The organism is Sphingomonas sp. Xoc002 (assembly GCF_050408055.1).
Lineage (GTDB): Bacteria > Pseudomonadota > Alphaproteobacteria > Sphingomonadales > Sphingomonadaceae > Sphingomonas > Sphingomonas yabuuchiae.
Genome location: NZ_CP191175.1, coordinates 974,752 through 988,804, shown reverse-complemented (window position 1 = coordinate 988,804; position 14,053 = coordinate 974,752). Strand labels below are relative to the sequence as shown.

Genomic DNA, 14,053 nt, shown 5'->3' with positions numbered 1-14,053 from the left:
CTTATGCGAGGCCGAGGCCACCGACCACAAGGTCGATGATCTTGATGCCGACGAACGGCGCGATCAGACCGCCCAGGCCATAGACGGCGAGGTTGCGGGCGAGCAGCGGCCCCGCCCCCATCGGCTTGTAGGCGACGCCCTTCAGCGCCAGCGGCACGAGCAGCGGGATGATGAGCGCGTTGAAGATGATCGCGCTCAGGATCGCCGATTGCGGCGTCGCCAGACCCATAACGTTCAGCACGCCCAGGCCGGGATAGAGCGCCACGAACATCGCCGGGATGATCGCGAAATACTTCGCCACGTCATTGGCGACCGAGAAGGTCGTCAGCGCGCCGCGCGTCATCAGCAACTGCTTGCCGAGGCCGACGACCTCGATCAGCTTGGTCGGATCGCTGTCCAGATCGACCATGTTGCCCGCCTCGCGCGCGGCCTGGGTGCCGGTGTTCATCGCGACGCCGACATCCGCCTGCGCCAGCGCGGGCGCATCGTTGGTGCCGTCGCCGCACATCGCGACCAGCTTGCCGCCCTGCTGTTCCTGACGGATCAGCGCCAGCTTGTCCTCCGGCGTCGCCTGGGCGAGGAAGTCGTCCACGCCCGCCTCGGCGGCGATCGCGGCGGCGGTCAGGGGGTTGTCGCCGGTGATCATTACCGTGCGGATGCCCATGCGACGCAGTTCGCCGAAGCGCTCGCGGATGCCCGCCTTGACCACGTCCTTCAGGAAGATGGCGCCGAGCAACCGGCCATTTTCCGCCACCGCCAGCGGCGTGCCGCCCGCCCGCGCGATCTCGTCGGTGATGCGACGCAGCTGCGTCGCCGCCGCCGTCTCACCCACGCCCGGATGGGCGCGCAGGATCGAGTCGACCGCACCCTTCTGGATCAGCCGATTGCCGATCCTCACGCCCGAGATACGGGTCTGGGCGGTGAAGGGGATGATCTCCGCATCGGCGGGCAGGCTGGCGATCGACACCTTGAACTGATCGCGCGCCAACACGACGATCGAACGACCCTCGGGGGTTTCGTCGGCCAGGCTGGCCATCAGCGCCGCTTCGGCCAGCGCATCGACATCCGAGCCGCCGACGGCGCGGAACTCGCTCGCCTGACGGTCGCCGATGGTGATGGTGCCCGTCTTGTCGAGCAGCAGCACATCGACGTCACCCGCCGCCTCGACCGCACGACCCGACTTGGCGAGCACGTTGAAGCGGACCAGACGGTCCATGCCCGCGATACCGATCGCCGACAGGAGCGCGGCGATGGTCGTCGGGATCAGGGTGATCAGCAGCGCCGCCAGGATCGCCACCGGGATACTGCCGCCCGCGAAGGACGCGAAGCCCGGAATGGTGCCGACCGCGATCAGGAAGATGATGGTCAGACCGACGAGCAATATGGTCAGCGCCACCTCGTTCGGGGTCTTCTGACGCTCGGCCCCCTCGACCAGCGCGATCATGCGGTCGAGGAAACCCTGGCCCGGATTGACCGTCACCTTGACGCGGATTTCATCCGAAATGACGCGCGTACCCGCCGTCACCGCCGAACGGTCGCCGCCCGCCTCGCGGATCACCGGCGCGCTCTCGCCGGTGATCGCGGCTTCATTGACGCTCGCCACACCCGCCACGACTTCGCCGTCCGAGGGGATCAGGTCGCCGGTTTCGACCAGCACCACGTCGCCGATCTTCAGCGCGCTGGCGGGAATATTCTCCCAATCCTGACCCGCACCCTTCAACCGCTTGGCGGTCAGTTCGGCCTTGGCGGCGCGAAGCGAGGCCGCCTGCGCCTTGCCGCGACCTTCCGCCAGGGCTTCGGCAAAGGTGCCGAACAACACGGTCAGCCACAGCCAGACGACCAGTTGGAGCTTGAAGCCGGTGGTCAGCCCGTCATGCCCGACGACGAGCAGGACGGTCAGCAGCGCGGCGACCACGGCGGTCACGAACATCACCGGGTTGCGGATCAACTCGCGGGGATTGAGTTTGACGAACGAGGCCTTGATCGCCGGGAGCACCAGCTCGGCGGTGAACAGGCTCTTGGTAGGGGAATTGGCCATGAATGGCGCTCCCGATCAGAAGAGTTGACCGCGGATCATCGCAAGATGATCGGCGATGGGACCGAGGGCGAGGCTCGGCAGGAAGGTCAGGCCGCCCAGCACCAGCACGATGCCGACGAGCAGACCGACCCACAGCACGCCCGTGGTCGGGAAGGACCCGGCCGAGGCGGGAACATGCTTCTTGGCGGCGAGGCTTCCGGCGATGGCGAGCATCGGCACGATGATGAAGAAGCGGCCCACCCACATGGCGACGCCCAACAGGCCGTCATACCAGGGGGTCGCGGCGGTCAGGCCGCTAAAGGCCGAACCGTTGTTCGCCACCGCGCTGGTGAAGGCATAGAGGATCTCGCCGAAACCATGTGGCCCCTTGTTGAGCAGCCCCGCCAGACCTTGCTGGGTGACGCACGACAAAGCCGTCAGGCCCAGGATGAACAGCGGCAGGACGGCGATGGCGAGGACGGCAAGTTTCACCTCGCGGCTCTCGATCTTCTTGCCGACATATTCCGGCGTGCGGCCGACCATCAGGCCAGCGACGAACACGGCCAGGATGGCGAACAGCAGGAAGCCGTAGATGCCCGCACCCACGCCGCCGATCACAACCTCGCCTAACTGCATGTTGAACAGCGGGATCATGCCGCCCAGCGCGGTGAAGCTGTCATGCATCGCATTGACCGCGCCGCACGATGCCGCCGTGGTGACGGCCGCGAACAGGGCGGAAGCAGCGACGCCGAAGCGTACCTCCTTGCCCTCCATATTGCCGCCCGCGACGCCCAGCTGGTGCAGCACGGGGTTGCCCGCCGCTTCCGCCCAGTAACAGACGGCCACTCCGCCCAGGAACAGCAGGATCATCGCCGACAGGATCGCCCAGCCCTGACGCGTATTGCCGACCGCCTTGCCGAAGCACCAGGTCAGGCCGAAGCCGATGACGAAGATCGACAGCATCTGGACGAAGTTGACGAGCGCGGTCGGGTTCTCGAACGGATGCGCCGAATTGGCATTGAAGAAGCCGCCACCATTGGTGCCAAGCATCTTGATCGCTTCCTGGCTGGCGACCGGGCCAAGCAGGATCGACTGGCGCACGCCCTCCAGCGTGTCGATGTTAACGACACCCGCCATGGTCTGCGGCACGCCGCTGGCGATCAGGAACAGGGTATAGACGACGCAGATCGGCAGCAGCAGATAGAGCGTAATGCGCGTCACATCGGCCCAGAAATTGCCGAGATGCTTCGTCTCGCGTCCCGCGAAACCCCGGAACAACGCAAAGGCGAGCGCGATGCCGGTCGCCGCCGACAGGAAGTTGTGGATGGTCAGGCCGAGCATCTGGGACAGGTTCGACATGGTCGACTCGCCGCCATAGCTCTGCCAGTTGGTGTTGGTGGTGAAGCTGATCGCGGTGTTGAACGCCAGATGCGGGGTCAGCCCGGCCAGCCCCTGCGGATTGCCCGGCAGGTAGAATTGCAGGCGCAGCACCGCATAGGTGAAGACCATCAACGCGACGTTGAAGATCAGCATGTGCAGCGCATAGCGGCGCCAACCCTGCTGCGCGTTCGGGTCGATGCCCGCCGTCTTGTACAAACCGCGCTCGACGGGGCCGAGCACGACATGCAGGGGCGTGCGCCGCCCCTCATAGAGCGCGAACAGCCACGCGCCGACCGGCTTGGTCAGCGCGAGCAGGATCGCGACGAAGCCCAATATCAGGGCCCATCCTTGAAGCGTCATGATGCCGCCTCCTTCAGAAGCGTTCGGGGCGGATCAGCACCGCCACCAGATAGACGAGAAGGCCGAGCGCGGTCAGCGCCGTCAGCCAGAGGTCGAGGGTCATGGCTCAGCCCTCCTCACGCATGGTCGCACAGGCGGGCATAGGCGAGCGTCGCCGCCACCAGCCCGGCCATGACCAGCAACCAGATCAGATCGTCCATGTGCGATGCTCCTCAGAAACCGGCGGTGAGGGTGGCGAGGAAGGTGCTGCCCGCGATATTGCCGGTGCCGTCCTGGCCCTTGCTGAAGCTCGGCCGCAGATAGGCGGCATTGCGGTCGGAAATGTCGGTGTCGACCCAGGCCAGGCCCAGCGTCAGGTTATGCCAGCTCGTGTCCGCGCCTAGCGACCAGTCCCAATAATCGCCGGTCGGCGTCGGGGCGGTGGCGTTGGGGCCGAGGCCGTCCATGCCCCAGCTATGGCCGATATGCGCCTTGGCGGTGAACGGCGTGCCGGTGATCGCCGCCGCGCCGTCGCCCCAGACATAGAGATTGTCGCTCTTGGCGCCGGGACGGTCATAGACGCCCGCCGCTGCGCTGGCGCCGTTGTTATACCACTTGCCGATCGCCTGCTGCTTGGGCGCATAGGCGACACCGGCGGTCAGCGAGACCGGGCCGGTCGTGCCCGACAGCTTGGCGAAGGGTTCGGCATAGTCGGTCTTGTTCGCGCCGCCCGGATACATGTACCAGGTCAGCCCGACGTCCAGCGTGCCGGTCGGGCTGATCTTCGTCTTGTACCCGCCGATCAGGTCCAGTTCCATGTTCGCGCCGCCGAACGTGCCCCACCCCGCCAGGTTCGACGCCCAGGTGCCGACATAGATGCCGCTCTCATGGGTCACCGTGATGCCCGCCTGCACCGCCATATGCTCGTCCGACTGCGAGATGCCGCGCAGGCGATAGTCCGACGCGATGGCGGCCGAACCGCTGATGGTGACGGGCGACGGCGGTGCGGTCTCGGCGGTCTGCGCCGATGCGGCGGCCGGAAGCACGAACAGCGCCGTGGCGGCGCAAAAGGTGATGGTCTTCATATATGCCCCTATGGACAGGCCGCCGGGATGAGTGGGCGACCTCCAGGGCCGAGCAATTAGGCCCGAGGGGCGTAGCAATTCGAGGGCGATCCCCCGGTTTCGCATATAGATGGCATATAGTTGGCGATGATCCTCCCCGGCACGGGGAGGTGGCAGGGCGAAGCCCTGACGGAGGGGGGCATCCACAAAGGACTTGCCGAGCGGCACGCCCCCTCCACCACCGCTTCGCGGCGGTCCCCCTCCCCTTGCAGGGGAGGAACAGAAATGGCGTCACCAAAACGTCAACGATCTCGGCCATGGCGGGACATGGTCACCATCTCCCGCCGCTCCCTCCTCGCCGCCGGTGCCGCCCTGACCGGTGCCGCCGCCCTGCCCCCCGCGATCGCCCGCGCCGCCGCCATCGCACCCGACCGGCGGACCGGCACGATCCGCGACGTCGAGCATGTCGTCATCCTGATGCAGGAAAATCGCGGCTTCGATCATTATTTCGGCACGATGCGCGGCGTGCGTGGGTTCGGAGACCGCTTTCCCATCCCGGTGGCGTCGTCGGACGGCGAGCCCCGCACCGTCTGGCAGCAGCTGGACCGCAAGGCCGAGGGCGGCCCCCGCCTCGTCTCGCCCTTCCACCTCGACACCGACAAAGAATTCGCCCTGATGCGCATGGAGGGCACGCCGCACACCTGGCCCGATGCGCAGGCCGCCTGGGACGAGGGCCGCATGGCGCACTGGCCAGAAGCCAAGCACCAGCGCGCCATGGGTCATTATGCCCGTGCCGACCTGCCCTTCCAGTTCGCGCTGGCCGAGGCGTTCACGATTTGCGACGCCTATCACTGCGCGGTGCAGACGGGGACCAATACCAACCGGCTGTTCCTGTGGACCGGCACCAACGATCCGTCGGGCCAGGCGAGCGGCCCGGCGATCGGCAATTCGCATGACAGCTTCGTCGAGAATGGCGGTGCGGCCGATCCTTATCGCTGGACCACCGTGCCGGAACGGATGCAGGCGGCGGGCATCGACTGGCGCATCTATCAGGACATGGCGGACAATTTTACCGACAATCCGCTGGTCGGCTTTCACGCCTATCGCAAGGCGTATCATGGGCGCGGCGATCCGGCGCTGAAGGACCGGGCGCTGACCACGCGCGGGCTGGACGCGTTGAAGGCCGATGTGCTGGCCGGGCGCTTGCCACAGGTGTCCTATGTCATCGCCACCGCCGCCGGGTCGGAGCATCCCAACCCCTCCAGTCCGGCGCAAGGCGCGGCCTACACCGCCGAACTGCTCGACGCGCTGACCGCCGATCCGAAGGTGTGGGCGCGCACCGCGCTGTTCGTGATGTTCGACGAGAATGACGGCTTTTTCGACCATGTCCCGCCGCCCGCCCCGCCGTCGCGCGGGCCCGATGGCAAAGCGCTGGGCGGGTCGACGGTCGATCTGGCGGGGGCCTATCATGACGTGGCCTCGACCGGAGACGCGGATGTCGACAAGCCCGCCTATCGCGGCCGCCCCTATGGCTTGGGTCCGCGCGTGCCCATGTACGTCGTCTCGCCCTGGAGCCGGGGCGGCTGGGTCAATTCGGAAGCGTTCGACCACAGCAGCGTCATCCGCTTCCTGGAGACACGCTTCGGCTTTCACGAACCCAATATCGCGCCCTGGCGGCGCGCGGTGTGCGGCGACCTGACCAGCGCGTTCGACTTTGCCGGAAGCGATACCGCGACGCCCAGCCTGCCCGATCCGCGCGAGCAGGCGGTGCGCGCCGCCGCGATCAAGGGGCAGGTCAGCCCGCAAGCCCCCGCCTCGCCCGGCGCGCCTGCCCAGGAACCCGGTATCCGCCGCGCCCGTCCCCTGCCCTATCGCCTCGATGTGCGACGGATCGCCGATCCGGCGGGTGTCCGGCTGCGCTTCCGGGCGGAGGGCGCGGGGGCGGTCTTCCATGTCTATGACCGGCATGCGCTCGACCGGGTGCCGCGCCGCTATGTGCTGGCCGCAGGCACGCAGATCGAGGATGTCTGGCCGACCGCCCACGACCTGTGGGTGCTCGGCCCGAACGGCTTCCACCGTCATTTTGCCGGGCGTGATGGAATGGCCGATGTGCAGCACGTCGTCGGCGACGATGGCCTGATCCTGACCGTCCCGCCCGGTCTGGACGACCTGTCGATCCTCCGCCTCGAACCCGGCAAGGCGCCGCCCTCACCCCGCCCGCTGGGGCCCGGTCGCCACCGCTGGTCGCTCGACGCCGATCTCGGCTGGTACGATGTGACGCTGACCCGCGCAGGCGACCCGCTTTATCGCCTGCGACTGGCCGGACGCCATGACCGGCCCGGCCGTGCGACGGTCAGCGACCCGTTCCGCGCCTGACCTCCATTTCCTCTTCCCCGCCCGATGGAGCAGGGATAGGGTAGCGATCACACAAATGATTTTCGTTATTGGGGGGATGTTTCATGCGGGGCAAAGCGCGCGCCACGGTGTCCGGCGATCGTTGGCGGTGGGCCTGCGCCGCATCCGCGCTGCTCGCGGGAGTCGCGCCTGTCGCCCTGGCGGCCGATCCGATCGCGACCGTCGAGCGTAACGGCGCGCTCGTCTCGGTCGAGCCCTATGCCCCCGGCATCGTCCGCGTCACCATCGCCACCGACCGCGCCGAGGCGGAGGCCAAGCCCGGCTATGGCCTGATTGCGAAGAGCGACGCGAACGGCTGGTCGCACCGTGCCGATGCCAGCGGCGACGTGTTCGCCTCGCCCGGCATGACCGTGACGGTCGCCGCCCAGCCCTGGCCCAAGCCGCCCAGCCAGATGGAGCGCTATTTCGCGCCCTCGCTGCCGCCTGTCGCGATCAGCTTTGCCGGTGCAGACGGCAAGCCGCTGACCCGGATGAACGGCTGGGAGAAGGCACCGCACACCGTCTCGGACGAAAAGACCTTCCGCGTCGGCGCCAGCTTTTCCGACACGCCCGACACCCATTATTACGGTCTGGGCCAATATCAGGACGGCGTGCTCGACCTCCGCGGCCGGACCATCGACTGCCGCCATGATTATGACCGCCCCGGCGGCGAGTCAGTCTGCGTGCCGTTCATGGTGACGGACAAGGGCTATGCGATCCTGTGGGACAATCCGTCCGCCACGATCGTCTCGCCGGGGCTGTTGAACGCGACCAAATTCGCCTCGAATGTCGGCGAGCGGGTGTCCTTCTTCGTGATCGCGGGCAAGACCACCGACGAGCTGTACGCCGGTTACGCCCGCCTGACCGGTGCGACGCCGCTGCCGCCCAAGGCCGCCTTCGGCCTGATCCAGAGCAAGGCGCGCTACGAGACGCAAGGCCAGCTGACCGAGATCGCCGATGGCTATCGCAAGCGCGGCCTGCCGCTCGACATCATGGTGCTCGACTGGTTCTACTGGACGCGGATGGGGCAGCTCGACATCGACCGCACCGCCTTCCCCGATCCGGCGGGCATGAACGCGCATCTCAAGTCGATGGGGATGCAGAGCATCATCAGCATCTGGCCGCGTTTCGAGCGCGAGAGCCGCTGGTTCGACACGCTGGCCGCCAAGGGCTGGCTGATGAAGGACAAGGACGGTAATCCGGTCGACGGCCTGCCGATCCGCTCCGACCGCGCGGGCGCGCTGATCGACAGCACCAATCCGGAGGCACGCGCCTGGTTCTGGGGCAAGATCCGCGACAACATCTTTTCCCAGGGCTTCGACTATGCCTGGCTGGACGAGACCGAGCCGGATCTGGTGCCCGAGGGGCATTTCTATGCCATCGGGTCGGGCGACCGCTATCGCAACGTCTATCCGCTGCTCCACACCTCCAGCGTCGCCGAAGGATCGGCGCGCGACCGGCCGGACAAGCGCAACATGATCCTGTGCCGCGCCGCCTATCTGGGCACGCAGGCCAATGGCTGCCTGTTCTGGTCGTCGGACGTGCAGTCCAACTGGGAAGCGCTGCGTCGGCAGGTGCCCGCAGGCCTGGGCATGACGGCCAGCGGCATCGCATACTGGTCCAGCGATACGGGCGGCTGGCAATGGCCCAACGGGCCGGACGCGCAACACCCGGTGCTGGTCGACCCGGCGGGCGCGACCGCGATGGCGCCGTCCTACCGCGACTATCCGGAGCTGTTCGTCCGCTGGTTCCAGTATAACGCCTTCACGCCCACGCTGCGCATCCATGGCCAGCGGCCGGGCACCGCACTGTGGGACTATGGCACCGCTGCCGAGCCGATCCTCGCGAACACGCTGCGGCTGCGTTACGCGCTGATGCCCTATCTCTATGCGCTGGGGCGGCAGACCAGCCAGACCGGCGCGCCCTTCATGCGCGCGCTGTTCATGGACTTCCCCAACGATCCGGCGGTGAAGGATCTGGGCGACGAATATATGTTCGGCCCCGCCTTCCTGGTCGCGCCCGTCACCGAACAGGGGCAGACGTCGCGCCGCGTCTATCTGCCCTCGGGCACGGACTGGTATGACTGGTGGACCGACAAGCATTACACCGGCGGCCAGTGGATCGAGGCGGCGGCCCCGATCGACCATATCCCGCTGTTCGTCCGGGCGGGCTCGATCGTGCCGATGGGCGTGGCCGTGCCCAGCACCGCGACCGCGCAAAACCTGGAGAGCATCCGCGTCTATCCGGGCCGCGATGCCAGCTTCACGCTCTATGACGATGACGGCACCACCAACGCCTGGCGCAAGACGGGCGGGCGCAACGCGACATTGCGCTGGGACGATAGCGCCCGCCGCCTGACCGCCAGCGGTCGCCTGCCCACGGGCCAGTCGGTCGATCCTTTGGTCAAGATCGTCGGACAGTAAGATCGGGCCCGGCTCCCCCAGGGGGTCGGGCTTTTCCTAACCCATCGGATACAATCGTTTTTGTGGACGGACCGGATAAACCGGCCGAAAGAGGAGGAGAAGGATCATGATCGGATGTGTGGCGCTGCTGATCGCGGCCTTGCCAGCGGGAGCGGCCGCGCAGGCGGCCCCCGGCGCGGCGGCTCAGCCCAGTATCTTCGACAAGGCGGTCAACGCGCCGGGCATCGGCTGGGCCCCCTATGGCCCCAACCAGACCGCCAGGCAGGTCCCCGCCCCCGAGGTTCCCGGCGGCAATGCCGTGCAGATCAAGGTCAGCAAGGCGGGTGCCAATCCCTGGGACAGCGGTGCGGCCTATCCCACGATCAAGCCGATCGCGGCGGGCGACACGATGCTGGTCATGGTCTTCCTGCGCGCGCCGGGTGCCACCGACGCCGCGCCGGTGACGATCCCCGTCGGCGCGGGGGGCTCCGAGGCGCCCTATACTCCGATCGCGACCGAGCCGGTGCAGGTCGGGCCGAGCTGGAAGCGCTATTATGTCTCGGGCGTGGCGACCCAGGCCTATGCGGCGGGCAAGGCGAACATCTCGGTGCAGTTGGCCGGGGCCAAGCAGGTGATCGAGGTAGGACCGGCGTTCCTGATCGACCTGGGGCCGGGGTTCGACCGGTCGAAGCTGCCGCGTAACTGAACGAGGCGCCGGGGCGGTCCCTGATCGCCCCGCCAGTTCCGATCCCATGCTTCGCTCGGGCTGACCGGCGGGCGGCAATCTTCCTGACGTAAAAAAACCGCCCGCCTCCAAAATGGAAGCGGGCGGTTTTTCGGTCGGCCATCCCGGCCGAACCCCGAAGAGTCCGGCCGGCAAACCCGATCAGAAGGTGCCGCGAAGCGCGAACGAGAAGCGGCGGTCGTTGACGATGTACGAGCGTGGCGCAGTGGCGGTCGAGCCGCTGATATAGGCCTGCTCGGTCCGGACGACCTGATTGGCCAGGTTCACGCCCTGCACGCCGATCTTCAGATACTTGTTCAGGTTGATGAACGCCGAGGCGTCCAGCTGCCCGCCCGCATCCTGGTAGATGGAGGTATACGGGAAGATCACGTCCGCCGGGGTCAGCAGATACTTGGAACGCCAGTTATACGCCGCACGCAGCGAGATCGGGCCCTTTTCGTAGAACAGCGCCGCGTTGACCGTGTGCTTCGACAAACCTTCAAGCGGGATGTTGCCCGGCTTGATGTTCGACGTGCTGGCAGGCGCGCCACCGTTCAGGAACGAGTTGGGCAGGCCCGAGCTGTCGATATAGGTGTAGCTGCCGCTGGCACCGAACCCGCTGAGCAGACCGGGCAGGAAGTCGAAGGTCTGCTGATAGGCAACCTCGGCGCCCTTGATCTTGCCGGTGCCGTCATAGTTGGACGGCCCACGCACCAGCACCGCCTGGGTGACCCCGTTGCTGGTGATGTTGCGGGTGGTGACCGACTGGTAGAAGAAGTCCTTCACCGACTTGTAGAAGACGTCGACCGACAGCTGACCGACGCGGGCGAAGTACCATTCGACGGTCGCGTCGAACTGCCACGCGGTCGCGGGCTTGAGGTACGGATTGCCCGCCGTCGCCGTGATCTGGCCGCTATTGGCGTCGAAGCCCAGCTGCAGGAAGTTGCGAATATTCGCAAAGTCCGGACGGGTCATGACCTTCGACGCCGCCAGACGCAGCACCACGTCGCGCCCGATGCCGAACTTCAGGTTCGCGCTGGGCAGGAAGTAGTGATACTGGTGCCGCGCCGTGTCAGGGGCGGTGATGCCCGTCGAGAACTGCTGGATGGCAGCATAACCCGTCGGGCCCAGACGGCACACGCCGGACAGGGTCGGCACCACGACCGAACCGTCAGGACGCGTAACCGGGGTGGTGGAGCAGCGCGATGCGAACGTTCCATCCGTACCCGTCTGCTGCTGCGTAGGCGCACCAATCGAACCGGCAGACGTCAGGTCGGTCAGCACGTAACGCAGACCGACGTTACCGCTCATTCGCACATTGCCGAACAAATTGCCTGGCGTCGCGAAATTGAGCTGGCCGTACAGGTTCTTGTCCTGCTGCGAAACGTCTTGGATTTCCGACGGCAGATACGGCGTGCCCGCGACGACACCCGCACGCTGCGCGAGCGAATTGAAGACCGACGGCGGAGCAGCATTGTACGCTGCATCGCCAGCGGCATTCGCCTGGGCCTGGGTTTGGCCTGCTGCCAACGCCGCATTGATCGCGGCCGTACGCGATCCATCACGGACGCGTTGCTGCCAGGCCTGACCGATCGAGTTGAAGAAGGCAGCCGACTGCTGATAGCCGCCGGTCAGGTCGCCATTGTAATAATAGGCGCCCGACGGACCGTTAGCCGCCCCACGGAAGAAATTGGGGAAGGAATAGAAGCTGGTGTTGGCAGATTGGTCTGCAAACGACACCGGGTTCGCATTAGCGCCCCACACTTCACTGAGCGCCCCCCAATTATAGGTGCTGTACCGAACCTGCGACGAGCGATCTGCATACCGCGCGCCGAACTTGGCGTGAGTGAAGAAGCTGCCATCATCGAACTTATAGTCGACATCCGCCTTGAACGCGTATTCGCGGCCGACGCTGTCTTCCAGGTGGTCCATTGCCGCACGCCAGAACTGGGCGTTGCGGTTGGCGAAATACTGCGCGTCGTTCTGCTGGTTCAGCGTCGGATTGGGCGTCGCCCAACTCGCCTGAAGCGTCGACGGCTTGTGCGGCGTAACCACCGGGAGGTTGCCGCTCAGGTCGAGCTCGGAGTCAGCAAAGGTCGAACCGAACACGCGGAAATCGGTGCTGGTCTTCTTGGCGCGGGTATAGTCGCCATCCAGATTGACCGACAGATGATCGTTCAACTGCGTCTTCAGGTTGACGCCGAAGTCAGTGACGGTGTTTTCGTCACGAGTCATGCCCCGCGCCAACGATTGCTGCGTGCCGCCGGTCGGGACCCAGCAGCTTGCCTGGCCGCTGCAGGCCGAACGATAGCCATTGCCCGGTGCCGTGATGTAACCGGACTGGAACAGCCCGTTGGCATCATAGACATAGTTCTTGGTCGTGCCGGTCGGGCACTGCGCCTCGGTCGTACCGCCGGGCCCGGCATTGTTCTGAACGCAACCCACCGGATAGGTGTTGTATTCCGACAGGTCGGGCGCGGTCTCGAAGGTGCGCTCCGAGGTATTGTTGACCGTATGCGTGCGCAGGAACTGCGCGGTCAGGACCGTGCGCTCGTCGGTGCTCTGCCATTGGCCCGCCAGTGCGATGCCGTCACGCTTGCGGTCGAACTCCTGCGTCGCAAACTGACCGCCGATCGGCGCGTAGCGCAGCGAAGCCGGGTCGAGGAAGCCGTCGGCCCCAGCCGTGCTCGCCGTGCCGCAGGCCGAACCGCTGGCGGGCAGCGTGGTCTGGTCGACCGTGCCGGGCAGCGGGTTGCGGCAGGTGGTGGCGGTCGTCGAGTTGGCCTGCAACGCCAGCGTATTGTCACGGGTCTGGATGTTGGTGATGCGGATGCTGTCCGCGCGGCTCTGCACGCGCGAGTACGACACGTTGCCGAGCAGGCCGAAACGGCCGATGCCCGTGTCCCAGGTATCGCTGACGAACAGCGAGCCGGTCGGCGACCACTTCTTCTTGAAGTCGCCATAATTGCCCTCGGCGGTGAAGCCGAGGTGGAAACCCTTGTTGTCGAAGGGCTTGCGGGTGTTCAGGTTGACCGTACCGGCCAGGCCGCCCTCGATCAGTTCGGCGGTGGCGTTCTTGTACACCTCGACCGAGCCGAGCAGTTCGGCGGGGACGTCCGAGAAGTTGATCGCCTGGCCGCCGATACCGGCCGAGAAGGTGTCGCGCCCGTTGAACTCGGAGCGGACGAAGGTCAGGCCGCGCACCGCGACGCCCGAGCCCTCGACCGAGAAGTGGTCGGGATCGTTGGCGGCGGCGAAGCGGCTGATCGACACGCCGGGCACGCGCTGGAGCGCTTCGGTGACCGAACGGTCGGGCAGCGCGCCGATATCGGACGCGGTGATCGCGTCGACGACGGTGTCGGAGTTGCGCTTGATCGACTGCGCATTCGCCAGGCTCTGGCGGATGCCGGTGACGACGACGTCATTGCCCGTACCGGCCTCATCGCCCGCGGGCGGCTGCGCGCCGGGGGTCTCGACGCTGGCGCTGGTGCGCGGCGTGGCCGAGCCGGCCGTACCCTGGCCCGCGACCGCGCCGGTCGGCGAGCTGGCGCTCTGGTCGGGATCGGTGGTCGTCTGCGCAAAGGCGGGCGTGGTCAGCGCGGCGATGCACAAGGCACCGGCCGAAGCGCCGAGCAGGAGCCGATTAAAACGATTGGCATTGGCAGTGAGCGGCGCAGCGCTGCGCATGATGGTCATCCCCCCCTTGTCGCGCGCCCCATGGCGTCGCTTGGTT

General features: G+C 66.7%; 8 protein-coding genes. 3 read left to right on the top strand and 5 right to left on the bottom strand.

What is annotated here, in order from left to right:
• Nucleotide 1: 1 nt before the first annotated feature.
• The 4 genes from kdpB to ACQR50_RS04630 all read right to left on the bottom strand — a co-directional run bounded on the left by kdpB (nucleotide 2) and on the right by ACQR50_RS04630 (nucleotide 4,821).
• Entirely contained in the window at nucleotides 2-2,038 is a 2,037-nt protein-coding gene (gene kdpB / locus ACQR50_RS04645) for a potassium-transporting ATPase subunit KdpB (protein ID WP_428969978.1), read from the bottom strand.
• Nucleotides 2,039-2,053: 15 nt separating this feature from the next.
• Entirely contained in the window at nucleotides 2,054-3,757 is a 1,704-nt protein-coding gene (kdpA, locus tag ACQR50_RS04640) for a potassium-transporting ATPase subunit KdpA (protein ID WP_428969977.1), read from the bottom strand.
• A gap of 13 nt (nucleotides 3,758-3,770) precedes the next feature.
• A complete protein-coding gene (kdpF, locus tag ACQR50_RS04635; protein ID WP_307104195.1) occupies nucleotides 3,771-3,860 on the bottom strand; it encodes a K(+)-transporting ATPase subunit F in 90 nt (29 codons plus the stop codon).
• A gap of 109 nt (nucleotides 3,861-3,969) precedes the next feature.
• On the bottom strand, nucleotides 3,970-4,821 hold the full coding sequence (locus ACQR50_RS04630) for a TorF family putative porin (protein WP_428969976.1): 852 nt from the start codon (nucleotides 4,819-4,821) through the stop codon (nucleotides 3,970-3,972).
• Nucleotides 4,822-5,127: 306 nt separating this feature from the next.
• On the opposite strand from ACQR50_RS04630, the gene ACQR50_RS04625 reads away from it, so the two are divergent.
• From ACQR50_RS04625 to ACQR50_RS04615, 3 genes are all read left to right on the top strand, one after another.
• The gene (locus tag ACQR50_RS04625) at nucleotides 5,128-7,176 is read left to right on the top strand and encodes a phosphocholine-specific phospholipase C (RefSeq protein ID WP_428969975.1); all 2,049 of its coding nucleotides are present in this window, start codon (nucleotides 5,128-5,130) and stop codon (nucleotides 7,174-7,176) included.
• An 83-nt stretch (nucleotides 7,177-7,259) separates the two neighbouring features.
• Nucleotides 7,260-9,617, top strand: coding sequence for a TIM-barrel domain-containing protein (locus tag ACQR50_RS04620; RefSeq protein WP_428969974.1), 2,358 nt, complete (start codon nucleotides 7,260-7,262; stop codon nucleotides 9,615-9,617).
• 106 nt (nucleotides 9,618-9,723) lie between these two features.
• On the top strand, nucleotides 9,724-10,302 hold the full coding sequence (locus tag ACQR50_RS04615; RefSeq protein ID WP_428969973.1) for a hypothetical protein: 579 nt from the start codon (nucleotides 9,724-9,726) through the stop codon (nucleotides 10,300-10,302).
• 180 nt (nucleotides 10,303-10,482) lie between these two features.
• Here the strand turns inward: ACQR50_RS04615 and ACQR50_RS04610 are convergent, their stop codons facing one another.
• Nucleotides 10,483-14,007: a TonB-dependent receptor gene (locus ACQR50_RS04610; RefSeq protein WP_428969972.1), complete on the bottom strand. Its 3,525-nt coding sequence runs from the start codon at nucleotides 14,005-14,007 to the stop codon at nucleotides 10,483-10,485.
• Nucleotides 14,008-14,053 lie beyond the last annotated feature (46 nt).